Consider the following 17,684-nt stretch of genomic DNA (forward strand, 5'->3'; position numbering starts at 1 on the left):
CGGAAGGACCAAATGGAAGCGATCCTGATCTCGGTCGCCGCCGCGGCGGCCGGCAAGGCGAGCGAAGCGGTGGTGAAGGGCGGCGCGGTGGCCGTCAGGAAGGCCGCCGAGCTGGTGCGCGCGCGGTTCGCGGGCACGCCCGAACTGGAGCGGGCCGAGCGCGGGGACATCGCGGTCGAGGACCTCGCCGCGGCGATCCAGGCCGCCTGCGCGAGCGACGAGGCGTTCCGCCGGAGCCTGAGCCAGGCGGTCGGCCGGCCGATCGGGGCCGCGACGTTCCACAACGAGTTCCACGGCAGCGTCAAGAACGTCTTCCAGGCCCGGACCGTCAACGAACTCCACCTGAACTGAGCCCGCCTCGCGAACCCCCGCTCGGGGCTGATCGGCTCTGGTACGCTTCGGCAGCCATGAGCCCACTCCTCACGCTGGTCCGGTCCGCGGCCGCGCGCTGCCCCGCGCCCGTGTGGCTGGCCGCCTTCGCACTCGCGCTCGCCGCCGACCTGGCGGCGATCACGCTCGGCGCCGACGGCGCCCGATGGGTCACCAAGCCCGCCCTGATGCTCTCGCTGCTGGGCTTCCTGACGGTGTCGGCGCCGCCGGGGAACGCCGCGGCGCGCCTGCTCGGCGCCGGACTGGCCCTCGCCTGGGCGGCCGATGCGGCACTGCTCGTGGACGGCACCGAGGCGTTCCTGACCGGTATGGCGCTGTTCGGCCTGATGCAGCTGTGCTACCTGGCGGTCTTCGTCCGGGCCGGGGCCGTGGAGCGCCTGCGCCGCCGCTGGCCGGTGCCCGCGGCCTACCTGCTCTTCTGGGCCGCGGCGATCGCCGTGCTGTGGCCGCGCCTCGGCGCATTGGCGGCGCCGATCGCGGTGTACGGCCTGCTGCTGGTGGCGATGGGCGCCGCGGCCTCGGGCCTGGGCCGCTCGGCGGCGGCGGGCGGCGCGCTGTTCGTGGTCTCGGACCTCATGCTCGGCGCAGGGGTCGCCGGCCTGGACTTCCCGCTGCGCGAGCAGGCGGTCATGGCGAGCTACGGCGCGGCGCAGCTGCTGATCGTCCTCGGCTGCCTCAGGAACGCCGCCTTCGCCCCGGCGGTGGTGACGCGCCGGGCGCGGATCGAACCGGTCTAGTCCTCCTGGACCAGGCGGGCGATGCTGCGGCGCAGGAACGCGTCCCGCATCACCGAGATGAACGCGCCCTCACCCGGAGGGGCGAGCTCGCGGAGCCCGACGCCCTCGGCGAGCCGGCCGGCGTCGCCGCCGCGCCTGAGATAGTCGGTCGCCAGCGCCAGCCCGAACTCGGAGTCGAGGACCTCGGCGGGACGGCGGAGCACATCGCGGCGGGTCCGGACGATCAGCAGAGTCGTCTCGTTCAGCACGAGCATGGCCATGACCATCCAGGCGAGCATCACCTCCGGCAGATCGGCCGCGACCGCCACGGTGACCGGGACACCGAGCACGAGCAGCAGGAACACCGCCGCGACACCGAAAAGGTTCGCGAGGCCGGGCTCCTCGCCGTCCCGCCGGGCCCGGCGTCGGGCCTGGCCGACGCCGCTGACCGCCCGGACGACGCCGGCGGCGTCGACGGTGAACGAACCCATGCTGAACACCCCCAGGCGCTTCACGACCGGCCTGACGGCCAGGTAGACGGCCACCGCGCCGACGTCGGCCACCAGGCCGACCACCGGTCCGGCCAGCGTGAACGGCATCACCAGCGTGGTCACCAGGCAGCCGACGCAGAACAGGAGCAGCAGCACCAGACCGGCGCCCAGCTCGCCGCGCATCCTCCCGCGGGGCAGCGCCGCGGCCAGCATCCGCGGATCCGAGCGGGCCCGCAGCAGCCGCCGCATCCCCTCGTGGTCCGACTCGGGCTCCTCCAGGCGCTGCATCTCCATCACGAACCGCAGGTCCTGCCGGCTCATCCCCTCGGCCAGCTCGCGGGCCTTCGCCTCCGGCAGGCCGTCGGAGCGGGCCATCGAGAGGTATTCGGCCATCGTCGCCTCGTCAGGCGGATCGCCTCGCGCCATCGCCGCGCCTCCGTTCCCCTCCTGCAGCCGAAAGACCGTAGGCTCTCAGTGTATGAAACGCATTCTGTGGGGCCTGGCGTTCGTGGTGGGCGGCTACTTCGTCGTGCGGGCCCTGCTGGAGCCGTTCGTGATCGACTTCTCGGACCCCTCCAGCTACGAGGACGACTGGGGCGGCCCGAGCCTCATCGGCGTCCTGGCAGTCCACATGGGCCCCGGCGTCATCGCCGCGGCCCTGTTCGTCCACTGGCTCCTCAAATCCGACCGCAGAAAACCCACCGGCTCGACCGCTCCGGAATGATCCCCCGTGGCCCCCTCGACGATCCTGATCGACATCGCCGCCGTCGCGGTCTTCGCGTTGCTCGTCGCGGGCGTGGTCGGGGCGGCCCTGTGGCTGTTCCTGGGCCGCGACGCCGAGACGGCGCCGAACCGCCCCGCACCAAGACCGACGTTGCAGCGGCGGTTGCTCGGCTTCGCCAAGCTCGCACTCGCCCTGGCGGCGATCATGTTCGCTCACGCCGCCCAAGCGGCGTTCGGCGCTCCGGTGGGCGAGCGGAGCTCGCCGGTCCTCGAGGTGGTCGAGGCCCGCGAATGCGACCGCCCACTGACGGGATTCGGCCTGATCCGAACATGCGAACTGCAGGTCTACCGCTCGACCGAGGCGATCGAATACCCTGGCCGCCCGGGCACGGTCGTCGGCGACACCCCGGTCGAGCCGGGCGACCGCGTGGCCGAGTACTCCTCGTCGGGTTGGGTGCGGTGGATCCAGGTCTTCGGCGACGACCCGCAGTGGCGGTCGCTGGACGATGCCCGAAAACCGAATCTGGACTGGCTCCCGGCCGCGGCGCTCCTCGGCGCGGCGATCGTCCTGTCTGGGGCGGGACGGCGTGTCCGCCGCCGTCCCGCCCCCGAGGAGGCCGTCAGGTGATGTCGATCCTCGTCAGGCGCTGCGTGGACCGGGTCAGCACCACGTAGGCGACACCGGGGCCGTGGTGCTTCGCGATGCCGTCCAGGTCGGCGGCGATGACCGCGTCCCACTCCAGGCCCTTCGACTCCAGCGGGCCGACGAGCGTCACCCGGTCGTCGTGGACGACGCCGGCCAGCTCGCCGTGGCGGGCGTACGGCGCGATGATCCCCACCGTCCCCTCGACCGCTTCGAGCGCCTCGGCGACCGCGCCGGCGACCTCCGGCAGGAGCGCGTCGGCCGCCACCGCCCGCTCCTCGACGTCCACGCCGGTCTCGCGGACCGCCTCGGGCAGGTCGATGTTCTTCAGCCGCGGCTTCGCCCACTCGGCGGCGTAGTCGAAGACCTCTTTGGAGTTGCGGTAGTTCTTCGTCAGGTGGAACTCGTGGATCCGGCCCCTCGGCACGGCCCGGCGCCTGGCGTCGGCGCTCTCCTTCGGCCTCGGCCAGCTCGACTGGGCCTCGTCGCCGACGATCGTCCAACCGGCGCTGCGGCCGCGGCGGCCGAGCATCCGCCACTGCATCGGCGACAGGTCCTGCGCCTCGTCGACGATGACGTGGGCGTAATCCTCGTAGAAGGCGTCGCGGGCCTGGCGCTCGCCCCGGTCGTAATAGCGGTCCTGCGCCGTCGAGACCTCCTCGACGCCGCTCCAGGAGCGGATGCGGTCCCGGTCGCGCGGCTCGGGTTTGACGCCGAGGAGCAGCCGCAGCTCGTCGAGCAGGGCCACGTCCTGGATCGAGAAGTCCGAGGCCCGGAACGAGTCGGCGACGCCCTCGATCGAGGGGCGCTTCAGGTGGCCTTCGGCGGCCGAGGCGAGGCGGCGCTCCTCGCCGGCCCAGCCGAGGACCTGGGCCGGGTCGAGATCGGGCCACCAGTGGTCGAGGAAGGTCAGGAACTCGCCCCGGGAGCCGACGTCGCGGGAGAACTTCGCGGGCTCCGCGTCAGGAATCACCGGCTTGACCTTGCGCCACAAGGCGACCAGCAGCGCCCGGCCCGCCTCGGTCTTCGCGAGGTTCGGGCGCTGCTCCTTCTCGAAGACGCGGGCGCGGGCGGCGCCGAGCTCGGCGGCGTCGAGCCGGAACACCTCCCCGCGGTAGACGATGCGCAGCTCTGAGGGGGCGCCCGGCGGGGTCTGGCGGACCAGGCGGCGCAGGATCGGCAGCATCACGGTGCCGCCCTTGACCGAGGCGACCTCGGGCCGGTCCTGCCTGGTGGCCTCGACGCCGGCGTACAGCTCCCCGAGCGAGTACAGGGCGGCGGTCTCCTCGCCGAGGCTGGGCAGCACGCGGCCGATGTACCGCATGAACACCGCCGACGGGCCGACGACGAGGATCCCGGCGGCCTCGTAGCGGCTGCGGTCCTGGTAGAGCAGGTATGCGGCGCGGTGGAGGGCGACGACGGTCTTGCCGGTGCCGGGGCCGCCGGTGATGAGGGTGGCGCCGCGGCCGGGCGCGCGGATCGCGGCGTCCTGCTCGGACTGGATGGTGGCGACGATGTCCCGCATGCGCCCGGTCCGCTTGCGACCCAGGGCGGCCATGAGCGCGCCGTCGCCGATGACGGGCAAGCGGTCGGCGGCGTCCTCGTTGAGCAGGTCGTCGCTGATCTCCTCGACGTCGCGGCCGAAGGAGCGGATGACGCGGCGGCGGGCCACCTCTTGGCGGTCGACGGCGGTGGCGCGGTAGAACGGCGCGGCGGCGGGCGCGCGCCAGTCCACCAGGAGCGGCCGGTACTCGGCGTCGCGGACGCCGAGGCGGCCGACGTGGCGGACGCGGCCGTCGTCGAAGTCGAGGCGCCCGAACACGAGGCCCTCGTGCTGCGAGTCGAGGTCGGCGATGCGGCGGGCGGCGCGGTAGACGAACACGTCGCGTTCGAACTGGGCGCCGGGCACGGTCGCGTCGCGGTGGGCGTAGCCGGCCTCGCGGTGGCCTTCGGCGTCGGCGCGGAGCACGTCGACCCGATCGTAGACGCGGTCGACGAACGCCTGCTCGACGGCGATCTCCTCCTGCGGGGTGTTGGACGGGTTCGGGGTGGGGACGGCGTGGGACGTGTCGGCATCCTGTTGGCGTCGGGCGTCGACTGAGTCTGGTTTCTGGGACACAGCGCTCCTCGCTCGAATTCGGGAACGCACCAGCCTAGCGCGTCCGAGCGCCGGTCGTCCGCCAATCGCGGCCTATGTGCGGCCGGGCCAGCGCTTGGCCATCCACGTGGAGGAGTCGTCGTCGACCTCGGCGAAGTCGAAGCGCCGGTAGAACTCTTCGGCGCCTTGGGTGGCGAGGAGGACCCGCCGCAGCCCCATCCGGTCGAGGTCGTCGAGGACGTGGGCGACCAGCCGTTTGCCGATGCCGTCGCCGCGCGCTTCGGGGTCGATGTAGACGTCGCACAGCCAGGCGAACGTGACGCGGTCGGTCACCACTCTCGCGATCCCCAGCTGCCGCCCCGAACTGTGGTAGACGCCGTAGCACAGGGAATGCTCGATCGCCCGATCGCTGCGTTCCCGCGAGCGCCCTTCGGCCCAGTAGGTGTCGGTGGAGATGACCTTGTGGATCCATGCAAGGTCGAGTCGCTCGGGGTCGCCGCTGATGACGTATGGGGGCTCGCCCATGTCGTCCCTCCGGTTCCGTCAGCTGGTCAGGCCACCCTACCAGCCTGCTTGCGCCGCAGGTGGATCTCGATGAACAGCCAGTTGAAGACGACGGACGAGACGGCCGCGGCGGTGTAGGCGACGGCGAAGAGCGACTCGAACTCGCCGCCGTAGGCCGACTCCAGGAACGGGATCTGGAGGCCGATGAACAGGCCGAGGTAGAGCCGCAGGGTGACCGCGGCGAAGGTGAAGGCCATGTTGCGCAGCATCCAGCGTTCGTGCTCGGCGAAGTCGCGGGCGCGGACGGCCTTGTACGCGCGGTAGGCGGAGTAGAACCAGACGACGTCGAGGGTGATGAACGTGACTACCGCGATCGGCCCGGAAACGCTCAGCGCCGCCACGACGATGCCGGTGAGGCTGCTGGGAAGGACACCGCCGAGCAGGTAGGTGCGGCCGATGATCCGGTGGACCTTCGGGTGGCGGCGGCGGATGCTCGCGAAGAACTGGAAGGGCCCGAGCAGGAGCGCGATGCCGCCGGTGGCGGCGTGGACGATCAGGAACGGCAGGTGGATCGCGACGTCGTCGCGGACGCCGACCCGCGGTTCGACGTCCCCGGGGACGAGGTAGGCGGGCACGGCGTAGAGGACGATGCCGACGCTGAGCGCGGCGACGACGGCGACTGCGATGCGGCCGCGGCGGCGGGCGGGCGCGGGCCTGGGGGGCGTGGAGAGCGAGACCATGGGGTGGCTCCTTATCGTGAGTGATACTATCGATAGTGAAGGTATCACTAATTCGAAGCCGGATCAAACGAGGAGTCGGGTAAGAAAGACCAATGCGAATCGGAGAGCTCAGCGTCAGAACGGGCGTGCCGGTGGCCACGATCAAGTACTACGTGCGGGAAGGGATCCTGGCCGGCGGGGAGCGGACCGGCTACAACCAGGTCAGCTACGGCGAGGAGCACGTCCGACGGCTCCGCCTGGTGCGCGCGCTCGTGGAGACCGGGTCGCTGCCGATCGCGAAGGTCCGCGAGATCCTGGACAAGGCGAGCGACCCGGAGCGCGACGTCGACAGCGCGCTCGGGGTGGTCTCCCGCGCGATGGACAAGACGCGCGAGGTGGCCGAGCCCGCGCGGGACGACCTGGCGGAGGCCTACGCGATCGCCGAACGGCACGGCTGGAAGAGGGCACTGCCCCAGCGCGAGCGGGTGAAGGTGCTCGCGGACGTCATCGGGACACTGCGACTGCTCGGCATGGACGAACTGATCGAACGCGCCGACGACTACGCGCGGGCGGCGCAGATGGTGGCCGAGACCGACATCGAGATGCTGTCGGCACAGAGCGACCGGGACGAGATCCTCGAGTCGATGATCATCGGCACGGTGCTCGGCGACGCCTTCTTCTCGGCGATGCGGCGCCTCGCGCACATCGAAGTGTCGGGAAGACGATTCAAAGCACCCAGAGAAGCGCGGGACGACACCGACCGCGAGTAATCCTCAAGGGACACATCCCATACGGCCCGCAGACCGACCACATGCGCGAATGGCAATGTCTGCACCTGTCGGGTTTTTGACTTCGCAAGGCGATTGTGCCGCTGTACGGTATTTCCATATCGCTCCGTGATGGGCAGGCTACGGCAAGGTCACTGCTCGACAAGAGACATTGCCTCCATCACCAGGAGGCCGCTCGGCGAAAGTGGGGTAGACCGAGCGGCCCGCGGCGGGACTCCGATTACCTGGCCCGGAGTCCCGCCGCTCAAATCCGCTGGGATTTGCGTGGTGGGACTCCGGGCCAGGTAATCAAAGCAGCAGGGCACCTGGCCCGGAGTCTGCTGCGCAGCAGCGGTGCGAAGCGCCGCGGCTCGAAAATCCGTCGCCACATGTTCGGGCGTAAGCGGCCGGGCTTGGCAGGCCCGGCCGCTTCCGCCCCCGCGGGCGTCTGGTGGAGGTGCCGCGGCGCGGGTGCCATCCCGCGTCGCGATCTTTCGGCGGTCCGCGCGGCCCCCATCAACCGCCTACCTACACCAAAACTGAGCGCAGCGTTTCATAGGAAGTCAAGACCTTCAAGGAAAAGTTTTTGCCCTGTGGATAACTTCCGATGAGGGTGGTGGCGTTGCGGTTCGGAGGCGTGGGATTGGATTCCGGCGGGCTCGGTCCCTACGATGGAGGCCGACCACCGATCTATCCCAGGAGTGCGATACCCGTGTCACTCAACTCGAACATGGTGCCGCTCGGCACGCCCGCGCCGGACTTCACGCTGCCGGACCTCGAGGGCGTCGAGCGTTCGCTCGCCGATTTCGACGCGCCGGCCCTGCTGGTCGTGTTCGCCTGCAACCACTGCCCCTATGTCAAGCACATCGAGCAGGCCTTCGGGTCGTTCGCGGCCGGGCAGGCCGATCTCGATGTCGTCGCCATCTGCTCCAACGACGCCGAGAACTACCCCGACGACGCCCCCGCGGGCCTCGCCGAGCAGATCGCCCGCGCCGCTTGGACGTTCCCGTACCTGGTGGACGAGTCGCAGGAGGTCGCCCGCGCCTACAAGGCCGCCTGCACGCCCGACTTCTTCCTCTACGGCCCCGACCGCACCCTCGCCTACCGGGGCGCGTTCGACGGTTCGACGCCGGGCAACGGCGTCGCGGTGACCGGCGAGTACCTCGCCGCCGCCGTCGAATCCGTCCGCAAGGGCGAGCCGGTTCCCGAGCCGCACTACCCGTCGACGGGCTGCGGCATCAAATGGCGCGATTAGCGATGCCGGCCGCGCGGGCTCCGGCCCGCGCGGTCAGGACCGCCACAGGTCGGTCAGGGCGATCTCGAGTTCGCCGAGCATGCCGCGCAGCAAGGGCATCGAGAGGCCGATGACGGTGCCCGGGTCGCCTTCGATGCGGTCGATGAACGCCGATCCGTAGCCGTCGAGTGTGAACGAGCCGGCGACGTGGAGCGGCTCACCGGTGGCGACGTACGCGGCGATCTCCGCGTCCGAGACCTCCGCGAAGTGGACGACGGTCCCCGAGGCGCGGATGATGCGCCTGTCGGCGGCGGCGTCGATCAGGCAGTGGCCGGTGTGCAGGGTGCCCGAGCGTCCGCGCATTCGCTTCCAGCGGGAGCTCGCCTCTTCGGGGCCGTCGGGTTTGCCGAGGATCTCGCCGTCGAAGTCCAGCACGGAGTCGCAGCCGAGGACGAGCGATTCGCGGCTGACGAGGTTGAGGACGGCCTGGGCTTTGAGTTCGGCGAGGGTGGAGGCCAGTTCGGCGGCGTCGTGGCCGATGACTCGGCTCTCGTCGACGCCGGAGACGATCACCTCGGGGGTGAGGCCCGCGGCGTCGAGCAGTGCCCGTCTGGCGGGTGACTGGGAGGCCAGGACGAGGGGGCGGGTCAACGGTCCGTCCCCCGGCGGGCGGGGACGGCGGTGTCGCGCCAGGAGCGGCGCACTCGCAGCCGCAGGCCCGGGTCGGTCCAGGAGGCGCGGCGGCGGGCGGCGTCGTCGGCGGGTTCCTCCTCGCGCGGCAGTGCGGTGAGGACGCCGACGAGGGCGGCGAGTTCCTCTGCGGTGGGGTTGCCGTTCAGGACCTTGACTTCAAGGCTCATCGCTGTGCTCACTCCTCGATGTCGAATTCGCGGTGGACCCTCTCCCAGAATCCGTCGCGGACCCAGATTCTGGCTTCGGGGTGGTCGCGTAGAGAGTAGCCGAGTTCTTTCTCGGCCTCGACGAGCAGCTCCTTGTCGATGACGGTGGGGAGCTGGGGGCCGGGGAGGAGGTCGGCGATGTTGTCGGCGCCGCGGGTGAGGAGCCATTTGTGCCCCACGTACTCCCCTACCGAGCGGACGGTCTCGGGGTCGAGTTTTTCACCTGTCTGGGTGGTGCGGACGAATTTGGGCCGGGCCGATTCGGCCTGGGCGAGGGCGTCGGCGGCGTTCATGGTGACGGCGACGGACTGGCGTTGCCCGAAGACGGCGGCCGGGCTGGGCACGACCGGTTCGGGTTCGGCCATGGGGGCGCCGACCATGCCGCGGGTGGCGGCGGCGGCGGTGCCGCTTTTGGCGAAGTAGGGTTTGAGTTCTTCGGCGTCGATGGTCTCGACGGTGTCGGATTCCCAGACGAGTCGTTCGGCCTGGTTGGTGCCGTACGGCGGTTCGACGCCCCATAGGTGTATGCGGACGCCGTAGGCTTGGGCGACCTCGACGGCGGGGACCATGTCCTCGTCGCCGGCGAGGAGGATCGCGTCGTGGATGGCGCGGTGGCGGGCGAGCAGTTCGAGGTCGGATCGGATCTGGGCGTCGACGCCTTTCTGCTGGCCGCGTGAGTTGAGGTTGCCGAGTCTGACTTTGACGAATTCCATGTTGGCGATGACGCGCTGGTCGACGGTGGGGACGCGGTCGCGGGCGGCGTCGAACCAGTACAGGCGCAGCAGTTCGCCGTCGGGGAGGTGGTGGCCGGCGCGTTCCATGAGGGTGCCGATGAGCTTCTCGGCGTCGACGCGGTAGTCCTTGCGCGATGTGGCGTCCAGGAGGAGTTCGGCGGCCGCCGCGTAGAGGTAGCCGACGTCGATCAACATGGCGTATCGCCTGGTCAGCAGCCCAGGAAGCATCCCTACAGTCTGTGTCATGGCCCACTCCCAATCTCGGGCGGGACGAAATGTCCCGCTTCCCCCGGCTCTCTAAGACGGTACCCGGATCGGGCTCTTGAGGTGGGAGTGGTGGGGTCGGCCGCGCGTGCCGCGACTGGTCGGCGGGGTGGGGCGCCGGGCCCCGGGCGGGTGGCCGGGGCCCGGTGTCGGGCCGGTCAGAGGGGGATGTTGCCGTGCTTCTTGGCGGGTAGTTCGTCGCGCTTGGAGGCGGTCATGCGCAGGGCTCGGGCGAGTTGGGCGCGGGTCTGGCGGGGTTGGATGACCGCGTCGATGTAGCCGAGTTCGGCGGCGATGTACGGGTTGTTGAGCTTCTCCTCGTAGTCGGCCATGAGTTCGGCGCGTTTGGCCTGTTCGTCGTCGGCTTTGGCGAGGTCGCGCCGGTAGAGGATGTTGACCGCGCCTTGGGAGCCCATGACGGCGATCTCGGCGGTGGGCCAGGCGAGGTTGAGGTCGGCGCCGACGTGTTTGGAGCCCATGACGCAGTAGGCGCCGCCGTAGTTCTTGCGGCAGACGACGGTGAGTTTGGGGACGGTGGCCTCGGCGTAGGCGTAGATGAGTTTGGCGCCGCGGCGGATGATGCCGTCGTGTTCCTGGGAGGTGCCGGGCAGGAAGCCGGGGACGTCGACGAAGGAGATGACGGGGATGTTGAACGCGTCGCAGAAGCGGATGAAGCGGGCGGCCTTCTCGGAGGCGTCGATGTCGAGGCAGCCGGCGAAGTGCATGGGCTGGTTGGCGACGACACCGACGGGGCGGCCGTCGAGGCGGCCGAAGCCGGTGATGATGTTCTTGGCGAACAGTTCTTGGGTCTCGCAGAATTCGCCGTCGTCGAGGACGGCTTCGATGACCGTGTGCATGTCGTAGGGCTGGTTCGCCGAGTCGGGGATGAGGGTGTCGAGTTCGATGTCGGTGGCGGTGAGGTCGAGTTCGGCGTCTTTGCTCTCGTAGATCGGCGGTTCGTCGAGGTTGTTGGAGGGGAAGTACGACAGGAGCTGTTTGACGTATTCGAGGGCGTCGTCTTCGTCGCTGGCGAGGTAGTGGGCGTTGCCGGCGACGGCGTTGTGGGTGCGGCCGCCGCCGAGTTCTTCCATGCCGACGTCTTCGCCGGTGACGGCGCGGACGACGTCGGGTCCGGTGATGAACATGTGGCTGGTCTGGTCGACCATGACGGTGAAGTCGGTGATGGCCGGGGAGTAGACGGCGCCGCCGGCGCATGGGCCCATGATGAGGGAGATCTGGGGGATGACGCCGGAGGCGCGGACGTTGCGGAAGAAGATGTCGCCGTAGCCGCCGAGGCTGGCGACGCCTTCTTGGATGCGGGCGCCGCCGGAGTCGGAGATGCCGATGATGGGGCGGCCGGTGCGCAGGGCGAGGTCTTGGATCTTGGTGATCTTCTCGCCGGAGACTTGGCCGAGGGAGCCGCCGAGGACGGTGAAGTCCTGGGCGAAGACGCATACTTCGCGGCCTTCGATGGTGCCGTAGCCGGTGACGACGCCGTCGCCGTAGGGCCGGTTGGCCTCCATGCCGAAGTTGGTGGAGCGGTGGCGCGCCAGGGCGTCGAGTTCGACGAACGACCCCTCGTCGAGCAGCGCCTCCAGGCGCTCGCGTGCGGTGCGCTTGCCCTTCTCATGCTGCTTTTCGATGGCGCGGGGGTTGCCGGTGGCGGCCTCGTCGAGGCGCTCGGCGTGATCGGTGAGCTTCCCGGCCGTCGTGTGGATGTCGATGTCGGTCACGCTTCGGATCGTATCCGTCCCGTCTGTGGCTACGCTGGGTGCGTGAGCACACCGATGAGGACGCCACTGGACCGGGCCCGGCTGCGGTCCTTGTTGTCGGAGAAGTCCGACTTCTGGACCGAAGTGGATGTGGTCGAGGTCACTGGTTCGACGAATGCGGATCTGGTGGGGGTCGCGCGGCGCGGCGGCGGGGAGGGGCGGGTCCTCATCGCCGAGCAGCAGACGGCGGGGCGGGGCCGCCTGGACCGGCGGTGGACGTGCCCGGTGGGGGCGGGGCTGATGATGTCGGTGCTGCTGCGGCCGGGCCGTCCGCGGCGGGAGTGGGGGACGTTGAGTCTGGCGGCGGCGGTGGCGTTGGAGGAGACGCTGCGGGCGGTCGCGGGTGTGGCGGCGAGGCTGAAGTGGCCCAACGACGTGCTCATCGGCGGGCGCAAGGTGTGCGGGATCCTCGCGACGGGCGGCGCGGAGGACGGCTCGGTCGTGCTCGGGCTGGGGCTCAACGTGTCGCTGACCGAATCGGAGCTGCCGGTGCCGGAGGCGACCTCGCTGCTGCTGGCGGGGGCCGCGACGCTCGAGCGGGAGGTGATCGCCGCGGAGTTCCTGGCGCATTTCGCGGCCGTCTACCGCACGTGGGGCGAGTCCGGTCCGGCGCACGTCGTCGAGCGGTGGCGCGAGTATTCGGCGACGCTCGGACGCAACGTTGAGGTATCTTTCCCGAACGGCCGCAAGGTGGCGGGCGTGGCGACCGACATCGCCGCGGACGGCCGGCTGGTCGTGGCGGGACGCGACGGGGAGGGACGCGAGGAGGTGGTGACGGTCGCCGCGGGCGATGTGGTCCACCTCCGGCGAGGCGACTGAGGAGTGGCGTATTGACCGAGGACGTGCGGGCGGAGCCCGAGGACACCGCCACCGGGCTGGGAGCCGACTCCGAGCGGCTCTACCGGGTGCTGCTGTCCAAGGCCGACGCGTCGGTGGCGCAGCTGGCCGCCGAGAGCGGCTTGTCGGCGTCGGACGTGCACCGGCTGCTCGGCGAGCTCGTCGACGCCGGTTTCGCCACCATGACCGCCGATTCGCGCTATCGCGCCGTCGCGCCGGACCTCGTCTTGGGCGGGCGGCTCGCCTCGCGTCTGGATGCGGTCCGTTTCGGCTACGAGGCGCTGCGCGAGCTGCTGGAGATCCACCGCACCGGGCCGGGTCGGGGCGGGCGGGACGACCGGGGCCGCTGGGAGCAGGTGACCGGCGCCGTCGCCATCCAGTCGCGCCTGACGCAGCTGCGCGACACCGCCGAGCGGTGCGTCCGCACCTTCGTCAAGCCGCCGATGGTGCTGCCGCTGCCCGACGGCGCCCAGCATCGCGAGCTCCAGGCGCGGGGGGTGGGGTACCGGCTGCTGTTCGACCGCTCCGTCCTCGACGCCGACGGTGAGGGCGCCTATCTGCGTCAGCATCTGGACTGGAGCGATGAGATCCGTTTCGCCAAGCGTTTGCCGCTCAAGCTGCTCGTCATCGACGACCGCGCCACGATCATCGAGGACCCCGGCTCGGACAAGCCGCGGGCGCTCATCACCGCGAACGAGTCCATCGTACGGCTGACCGCGGAGCTGTTCGAGCAGTTGTGGGAGACGGCCATCCCGTCCCGGTCGGGGCCGCGCGAGCGGGCGGGCGCGGGTCTGGACGACGATGACGCGCTGCTGCTGAGTCTGCTCATCGCCGGGCTGACCGACCAGTCCATCGCCTCCAAGCTGGGGATCGGGCTGCGCACGGTGCAGCGCCGCGTCCGCGATCTGATGGATCTCGCCGAGGTGGACACGCGCATCCAGTTGGGCTGGCACGCCGCCAAGCGGGGATGGGTGTCCTAACAGGTCGGTTCGGTGGGCCGGGGCCGGCGGGCCTCGAATCTGGCGGACCCGTGTGCGGACGCGGTGTTGTACTGTGCAGGAGCAACGATTACCGCCCTTTCATCACGGCGACGCTCGCGAGCCGCGCATCGGCGCAGCGGTGGCATTCGCGGACCGCACAGCGGTGCGGCTCGCGGGGCCGCGGCCCGGTGCGGCGACGGCGCCTGCGGACCGTGCATGAATACCGCCCGTCACGCTCACTCCTGGAGGTCACGCAGTGGGGTATCCCGACGATCAGCTTGCCCGCGGCGAGCAGGTCAAGCTTCATTCGCACCCGCACTGGAAGGAGGCCGTCGGGCCCGTCCTCTGGTTCGTCGTCTTCCTCCTCATCGGCGCCATCGCCGTCTACTACACCGCCGGCACCGACTGGTCGGTCAAGACGTGGCTCATCCTCACCGAGGTCGTCGCCACCATCGGCCTGCTCGTGTGGCTCTCGGTCATTCCCTGGATCAAGTGGCAGACCACGCATTACGTCATCACCGACCAGCGCGTCATGTGGCGGACCGGCATGGTGACGCGCGAGAGCCGCCACATCCCGCTGGTCCGCGTCAACACCGTCTCCTACACGCAGTCGATCTCCGAGCGCATCTTCGGCTACGGGGACCTGAAGATCGACTCGGCCACCGACGACGGCGAGATCGAGCTCACCGACGTTCCCAAGGTGGACAAGGTGAAGGCCGTCATCTACCAGCTCGCCGAGGACGACCGCAACCGCCGCGCCCAGGCCGGCGACGGCACCTGACGGCGGGGCCGACGCACGCGGAACGGCGGGCCTTCCGGGGCATGGTCTCCCGGAGGGGCCGCCGTTTCGCGTTGCGGCTCAGCGGTGCTCGGAGCGCCGGAAGACCCAGGTGCGGTAGGCGTAGAAGCGGAACGTCGAGGCCAGGCCGACGCCGACGAGGTTCGCGGCGATGTTCTTCGCGAGCACCGTGTCGAAGTACTGCGGCCAGACCTCGGCGAGGCCGTTGTTGGCCCACAGGCAGGCCAGCGAGATGAGCAGGCCGATCCCGTTGAAGAAGAAGTACAGCAGGTACTGGCGGTGGGCGGCGCTCGAGCCGAGGCGTTCGCGCCACGTCCAGTGCCGGTTGCCGAAGAACGCGAACGTCGTCGCGATCACGGTGGCGACGGTCTTCGCGGCCCAGTCGGGCCAGTCCAGGCCGAGCAGCAGCAGGTTGAACAGGCCGACGTCGAGGACGTAGGCGGTGCCGCCGACGCCGACGAAGCGGGACAGCTCGCCGCGGTGCCGCATCAGCAGGCGCCAGCCGCGCGCGATCGGGTTGCGCGGCCCTGAGCGGGAAGGCGTCTCAGGCGAGGTATCGGTGGAGGTGCTCGGCACCGTCTCAGCGTAGCGTGCGGCGGCCCTCACCCGCTCGGTGCCGCGACGGCCACGGCCCCGACGATGAAGGGGTCGCCGCCGCGTTCGAAGCGGATCACGCCGTCCTCGGCGGGCTCGGCCGAGTGCACGGCGACGTCGACGCCGAAGGTGTACCAGTCGGGGTTGTTCAGCGCGCCGTTCGCGTGGCACCGCGCCGGCTCCCCCATGGCGGCGCCGCCGATCGCCAGGCCGTCGCCGCCGCTGTAGGCCGAGCCGCCCCACAGGGTGTGGGCGACGGTGACCTCGCCGCCGCCGCGGACCTCGATCGCGGTGTCGGCCGCTCTCGCGCCGTCGTAGACGGCGGCCTCCCGGGGCTCGGCGCCCGGTTCGGCGTAGACGACCGCCAGGGACCACCCGGCCCAGTGCGGCTCGAGGCAGTGGGCGTCGCCGTGCGGCGGCCAGTGCTCGCACTCCGAGGCGGGCAGGGCGTGGTTGTCGACGGCCACCCAGTACTCGCCGGGGCCCCGCACCAGCTCGGTGACGTCCGCGAAGGCCTGCTCGCCGGGTTCGGTGTCGGTGACGGCGGCGGCGCTCAGCTCGGTCCAGGAGCCGCCCGGCCCGGCCAGCGCCACCTGTTCGGGCAGGTCGTCGTGGACGCCCGCCCAGTACAGGCCCGCCCACAGGATCTCGGCGTCGGCCGGGACGTCGAGGGCGGCGCCGCTGGCGGTCTCGCCGTCCTTCCCGGCGGGCGGCTGCGGGTGGCCCGGGGAGGGTTTGTAGGGCCGCATCGGGTAGCGGTCGCCGAGGCCGGCGCCGGTGGTCTCGCGGCAGGCGATGACGTCGCAGGTGAGCCAGGTGTTGCCGGCGGCGGTGACGCCGGTGGCGTCGAGGTCGGCGTAGGCGACCGCCGAGCCGGCGGGGGCGACGGGGACGCGCAGCTCGGTGGTGCCGGAGAAGCCCGGGCCGCGGGCGGTGACGGTGAAGGTCTGGTAGCCGCTGACGTCGTCGGCGATGGCGATGCGGACTTCGGCGACGGCCGGGTCGGGCAGTTCGCGGATGGTGCACCGGGCGAGGGGGCCGTCGCCCTCGCAGCGCCAGCCGGGCGCGGCCGTCTCGGAGGCGAGGGTGATGCCGGCGGGGAGGGTGATCTCGATGGCGACGCCGCCGTCGGCCGCCTGCCCCCACGCAGCCGGGCGCGCGGGCGCGGATTCGGGGGTCCGGTCGCCGTGGCGGGCGGCGGGCGCGTATCCGCCGCCGGAGCGGCCCGGGTCCAGGCGGATCGGCAGGACGCTCTCGCCTCCGGCGACGAGGCCGGAGCTGCCGAGGCCGTGCTCGATGCCGTAGGCGGCGGGTTCGGCCTCGGCGGGCTCGTCTTCCTCGTCGGGGGCCGGTTCGGCCGGCTCGTCCGGGTCGGGCTCGGGGTCGTCCGGTTCGGGCTCGGGTTCGGCGGGCTCGTCCTCGTCGTCGGGCGGCGGGGCCTCCTCCTGGGCCTCGGCGGCGGGCGGCTCGGGTGCGGCCTGCGGTTCGGTCTCGTCGCCGGAGGTGAGCACGAAGACGGCGACGGCGGCGGCCACGGCCGCGGCGGTGCCGCCGGCGATCGAGCCCTTGGTGCCGATCTGCTGGACGATGCGCCTGATCCAGTTGCCGAAGGCGATGAACGGGGAGAGGAGGACGCCGAGGACGCCGCCCGCGGCGATGCCGGCGGCGGAGGCGGCTCCGGCGAGGTAGGGGCCGGCGGCGGTGCCGAGGATGACCGGGCCGAGGATGAGGCGCAGGCCGGAGTTGAGCTCGGTGAGCTCGGCGAACAGCAGGTTGCAGGAGACGCAGCCTTCGAGGTGGGCGTCGACGCGGTCGGCGTCGCGGGCGCCGAGTTTGCCGCGGACGCGCGCGCCGAGCCGGTCGACGGTCCAGCGGCACTCCTCGGGCGGGGAGTCGGCGGCGTGCTCGGTGAGGTAGTTCTGGCGCAGCTTCTCGCGGGCGCGGTAGGCGAGGGCGGAGACCCCGCCCGCGGTCATGCCGAGCATGGTGGCGATCTGGGCCGGGGAGTCCTCTTCGACCTCGGTGTGCCACAGGACCATGCGCCAGCGTTCGGGGAGTTTGCCGAAGGCGAGGGCGGCGTAGCGGCGTTCGGCGCCTTCGACGGCGCTGTCGACGGTGGGGTCGGTGTGGATCTCGCCGGTGTCGAGGGCGGAGAGGTCGTCGGTGAACTCGACGCGCTGGTCGCGTCGGAGGCGGTCGTAGAAGGTGTTGCGGAGGGTGCGGAGCATGTAGGGGCGGAAGGCGAGGTCGGGGCCGCGGCCTTCGCGGAGGGTGTGGAGGAGTTTCGCGAAGGTCTCGGAGACGAGGTCGTCGGCGCCGGCGGCGTCGTTGGACAGGACGCGGGAGAGGCGGCGGGCGGCGTGGACGTGGCGTTCGTACAGGACCGCGTAGGCGGCGGTGTCGCCGCCGCGGGTGGCGGCGAGCAGTTCGGGGTCGGACAGGGCGTCGGGCTCGGTGGTGTCGACGCTGCGGGGATCGCCGGCGGGCGGGTCGTCGGGCATGGTTCGCCGGGGCTCCTTC

The 17,684-nt window shown here is 71.2% G+C and carries 19 protein-coding genes; 9 read left to right on the forward strand and 10 right to left on the reverse strand.

The window, feature by feature from the left end; all coding sequences use genetic code 11:
- Positions 1-12 precede the first annotated feature (12 nt).
- Both YWW_RS0114325 and YWW_RS0114330 read left to right on the forward strand, forming a co-directional pair.
- Positions 13-351 (forward strand): hypothetical protein, encoded by a 339-nt coding sequence (locus YWW_RS0114325; RefSeq protein WP_026930652.1) that lies wholly within the window; start codon positions 13-15, stop codon positions 349-351.
- 56 nt (positions 352-407) lie between these two features.
- Positions 408-1,127 (forward strand): lysoplasmalogenase, encoded by a 720-nt coding sequence (locus YWW_RS0114330; protein WP_035704547.1) that lies wholly within the window; start codon positions 408-410, stop codon positions 1,125-1,127.
- Here the strand turns inward: YWW_RS0114330 and YWW_RS0114335 are convergent.
- On the reverse strand, positions 1,124-2,023 hold the full coding sequence (locus YWW_RS0114335) for a hypothetical protein (RefSeq protein WP_026930654.1): 900 nt from the start codon (positions 2,021-2,023) through the stop codon (positions 1,124-1,126). The two genes, YWW_RS0114330 and YWW_RS0114335, sit on opposite strands and share 4 nt — an antisense overlap.
- Positions 2,024-2,075: 52 nt before the next feature.
- On the opposite strand from YWW_RS0114335, the gene YWW_RS30485 reads away from it, so the two are divergent.
- Together YWW_RS30485 and YWW_RS0114345 are read left to right on the forward strand one after the other, a co-directional pair.
- Positions 2,076-2,321, forward strand: a complete 246-nt coding sequence (locus YWW_RS30485) for a hypothetical protein (RefSeq protein ID WP_211228565.1) — start codon at positions 2,076-2,078, stop codon at positions 2,319-2,321.
- Between the two features lie 6 nt (positions 2,322-2,327).
- Positions 2,328-2,948 carry a hypothetical protein gene (locus tag YWW_RS0114345; RefSeq protein ID WP_026930655.1) on the forward strand — a complete coding sequence of 207 codons (621 nt, stop codon included), beginning with the start codon at positions 2,328-2,330 and terminating at the stop codon, positions 2,946-2,948.
- Here YWW_RS0114345 and YWW_RS0114350 read toward each other — a convergent pair.
- The 3 genes from YWW_RS0114350 to YWW_RS30490 form a co-directional block, all read right to left on the reverse strand.
- Positions 2,941-4,980 (reverse strand): UvrD-helicase domain-containing protein, encoded by a 2,040-nt coding sequence (locus YWW_RS0114350; protein WP_026930656.1) that lies wholly within the window; start codon positions 4,978-4,980, stop codon positions 2,941-2,943. The two genes, YWW_RS0114345 and YWW_RS0114350, sit on opposite strands and share 8 nt — an antisense overlap.
- Before the next feature lie 174 nt (positions 4,981-5,154).
- Complete coding sequence (locus YWW_RS0114355) at positions 5,155-5,586, reverse strand: GNAT family N-acetyltransferase (RefSeq protein WP_026930657.1); 432 nt, start codon at positions 5,584-5,586, stop codon at positions 5,155-5,157.
- A 26-nt stretch (positions 5,587-5,612) separates the two neighbouring features.
- Positions 5,613-6,305, reverse strand: a complete 693-nt coding sequence (locus YWW_RS30490; RefSeq protein ID WP_051325821.1) for a DUF2306 domain-containing protein — start codon at positions 6,303-6,305, stop codon at positions 5,613-5,615.
- A gap of 92 nt (positions 6,306-6,397) precedes the next feature.
- Between YWW_RS30490 and YWW_RS30495 the strand changes: the two genes are divergently transcribed.
- Both YWW_RS30495 and YWW_RS0114370 read left to right on the forward strand, forming a co-directional pair.
- Positions 6,398-7,054 (forward strand): MerR family transcriptional regulator, encoded by a 657-nt coding sequence (locus tag YWW_RS30495; protein WP_035701980.1) that lies wholly within the window; start codon positions 6,398-6,400, stop codon positions 7,052-7,054.
- 709 nt (positions 7,055-7,763) lie between these two features.
- A complete protein-coding gene (locus tag YWW_RS0114370) occupies positions 7,764-8,306 on the forward strand; it encodes a thioredoxin family protein (protein ID WP_026930658.1) in 543 nt (180 codons plus the stop codon).
- A gap of 33 nt (positions 8,307-8,339) precedes the next feature.
- Here the strand turns inward: YWW_RS0114370 and YWW_RS0114375 are convergent, their stop codons facing one another.
- From YWW_RS0114375 to YWW_RS0114390, 4 genes are all read right to left on the reverse strand, one after another.
- Positions 8,340-8,936, reverse strand: a complete 597-nt coding sequence (locus YWW_RS0114375) for a Maf family protein (protein WP_026930659.1) — start codon at positions 8,934-8,936, stop codon at positions 8,340-8,342.
- On the reverse strand, positions 8,933-9,145 hold the full coding sequence (locus YWW_RS0114380; protein ID WP_035701983.1) for an acyl-CoA carboxylase subunit epsilon: 213 nt from the start codon (positions 9,143-9,145) through the stop codon (positions 8,933-8,935). Before YWW_RS0114380 ends, YWW_RS0114375 begins: the two co-directional genes overlap by 4 nt.
- An 8-nt stretch (positions 9,146-9,153) precedes the next feature.
- Complete coding sequence (locus YWW_RS0114385; protein WP_051325822.1) at positions 9,154-10,164, reverse strand: NYN domain-containing protein; 1,011 nt, start codon at positions 10,162-10,164, stop codon at positions 9,154-9,156.
- Positions 10,165-10,340: 176 nt separating this feature from the next.
- Positions 10,341-11,915 (reverse strand): acyl-CoA carboxylase subunit beta, encoded by a 1,575-nt coding sequence (locus tag YWW_RS0114390; protein ID WP_211228566.1) that lies wholly within the window; start codon positions 11,913-11,915, stop codon positions 10,341-10,343.
- Between the two features lie 42 nt (positions 11,916-11,957).
- Here YWW_RS0114390 and YWW_RS35125 point away from each other — a divergent pair, with 42 nt between their 5' ends.
- From YWW_RS35125 to YWW_RS30510, 3 genes are all read left to right on the forward strand, one after another.
- Entirely contained in the window at positions 11,958-12,773 is an 816-nt protein-coding gene (locus YWW_RS35125) for a biotin--[acetyl-CoA-carboxylase] ligase (RefSeq protein WP_035702032.1), read from the forward strand.
- 11 nt (positions 12,774-12,784) lie between these two features.
- Positions 12,785-13,771, forward strand: a complete 987-nt coding sequence (locus tag YWW_RS34145; RefSeq protein ID WP_051325823.1) for a TrmB family transcriptional regulator — start codon at positions 12,785-12,787, stop codon at positions 13,769-13,771.
- Between the two features lie 256 nt (positions 13,772-14,027).
- The gene (locus YWW_RS30510) at positions 14,028-14,552 is read left to right on the forward strand and encodes a PH domain-containing protein (RefSeq protein ID WP_035701989.1); all 525 of its coding nucleotides are present in this window, start codon (positions 14,028-14,030) and stop codon (positions 14,550-14,552) included.
- A 78-nt stretch (positions 14,553-14,630) separates the two neighbouring features.
- Here YWW_RS30510 and YWW_RS30515 read toward each other — a convergent pair whose 3' ends face one another.
- Positions 14,631-15,146 carry a GtrA family protein gene (locus YWW_RS30515; protein ID WP_155830181.1) on the reverse strand — a complete coding sequence of 172 codons (516 nt, stop codon included), beginning with the start codon at positions 15,144-15,146 and terminating at the stop codon, positions 14,631-14,633.
- Between the two features lie 26 nt (positions 15,147-15,172).
- The gene (locus YWW_RS37790) at positions 15,173-17,665 is read right to left on the reverse strand and encodes a sigma-70 family RNA polymerase sigma factor (protein WP_051325825.1); all 2,493 of its coding nucleotides are present in this window, start codon (positions 17,663-17,665) and stop codon (positions 15,173-15,175) included.
- Positions 17,666-17,684: the final 19 nt, after the last annotated feature.

The sequence above is a fragment of the Glycomyces tenuis DSM 44171 genome (genome assembly GCF_000427885.1).
Lineage (GTDB): Bacteria > Actinomycetota > Actinomycetes > Mycobacteriales > Micromonosporaceae > Glycomyces > Glycomyces tenuis.